Origin of the sequence: Mycobacterium pinniadriaticum, from assembly GCF_026242045.1 — a bacterium.
In the GTDB taxonomy this organism is placed as follows: Bacteria; Actinomycetota; Actinomycetes; order Mycobacteriales; family Mycobacteriaceae; genus Mycobacterium; species Mycobacterium pinniadriaticum.
The window spans coordinates 1-1,429 of sequence record NZ_JAPJDO010000101.1 but is presented as its reverse complement, the minus strand read 5'-3'; the positions used below and the strand labels follow the sequence as shown (position 1 = coordinate 1,429).

Below are 1,429 nucleotides of genomic sequence, written 5' to 3'. Positions count from 1 at the left end.
GAGGAATTGTCAATACCTGTGGATTGGGGTGTTTCAGGCGACCTCCGTTCCGGCTGATGTCGCCTCGGTGGTGGCCGATTCCGGCGGGGTGATGTCGGTGGGACGTTCGAGGAGCTTGCCTTTGTGGAACACCGCACCGGCACGGACCAGGGCCACGAGGTGCGGTGCGTTGACGGCCCGCCAGCGGGCTTGTGCGGCGTCGATCAGCTTGTAGGCCATGGCAATCCCCGCGGCACGCGATCCGGGGCCCTTGGTGACCTTGGTCCTCAAACGCACTGTGGCAAAAGTGCTTTCGATTGGGTTTGTTGTGCGCAGATGAATCCAATGCTCGGCCGGATATTTGTAGAACTCCAGGAGCACATCGGCGTCGTCGACGATCTTGGCGACCGCTTTGGGGTACTTGGCGCCGTAGTCGATTTCGAAGGCCTTGATGGCGACCTGAGCCTTGTCGATATCCTCGGCGTTGTAGATGTCCTTGATCGCTGCCAGCGCACCCGGATGCGCTGATTTCGGCAGCGCAGCAAGAACATTGGCCTGCTTGTGGAACCAACACCGCTGCTCACGGGTCGCCGGGAACACCTCCCGCACCGCCTTCCAGAACCCCAGGGCGCCGTCCCCGACGGCCAGCACCGGAGCGGTCATCCCGCGGCGGCGGCAATCCCGCAACAGGTCAGCCCACGACTCGGTCGATTCCCGATACCCGTCGGTGAGGGCGACGAGTTCTTTGCGGCCATCGGCACGCACCCCGAGCATCACCAGCAGGCACAGCTTTTCCTGCTCGAGGCGGACCTTGAGATGAATGCCGTCGACCCACAGGTACACGTAGTCGCTACCGGAGAGATCCCGGCCGGCGAACGCCGTGGCCTCATCCTGCCACTGGCTGGTCAGCCGGGTGATCGTCGTGGCCGAAAGCCCAGCATCGGAACCCAGGAACTGCTCCAAGGCCGGCCCGAAGTCACTGGTCGACAGGCCGTGCAAATACAGCAGCGGCAATACCTCGCTCATCTGCGGGGACTTGCGCACCCACGCCGGCAGGATCTTCGAGGAGAACCGCTGCCGCTCACCAGTATCGGGATCGAGGCGTTTGTCGTTGACCCGCGGCGCGGTGACCTCGACCGCACCGGCCGCGGTTAGCACATCGCGGGCCTGGTGATAACCGTTGCGCACCACCAGCCGGCGACCCTGGTCATCGACCTCGTGGGCGTGAGCGTCGATGTAAGCGGCCACCTCGGCGCGCAACGCCGCAGCCAACATCTGCCGTGCGCCGTCGCGGACGATCTCATCGAGCAGCGACCGCCCGCCGGCGCTGTCGTTGGCTGATTCCGGATCGTGAACTACCGTGAGCATGGGCGTACCTTCCCAACCAGCGCGCCAACGCCGGTCTTGATCGAATACCTGATTCCGTGATGATCATCCTCGGGAAGGTGCG

Annotated in this window: 1 protein-coding gene; it reads right to left on the bottom strand. The window is 64.1% G+C overall.

Annotated features, from left to right (window positions below; all coding sequences use genetic code 11):
* Positions 1-33: 33 nt before the first annotated feature.
* Entirely contained in the window at positions 34-1,347 is a 1,314-nt protein-coding gene (locus ORI27_RS32805; protein WP_266001421.1) for an IS256 family transposase, read from the bottom strand.
* Positions 1,348-1,429 lie beyond the last annotated feature (82 nt).

What these genes read in the sequence shown, in the direction of transcription:
- ORI27_RS32805 (WP_266001421.1), bottom strand. Translation starts at nt 1,347, where the DNA reads ATGCTCACGGTAGTTCACGATCCGGAATCAGCCAACGACAGCGCCGGC.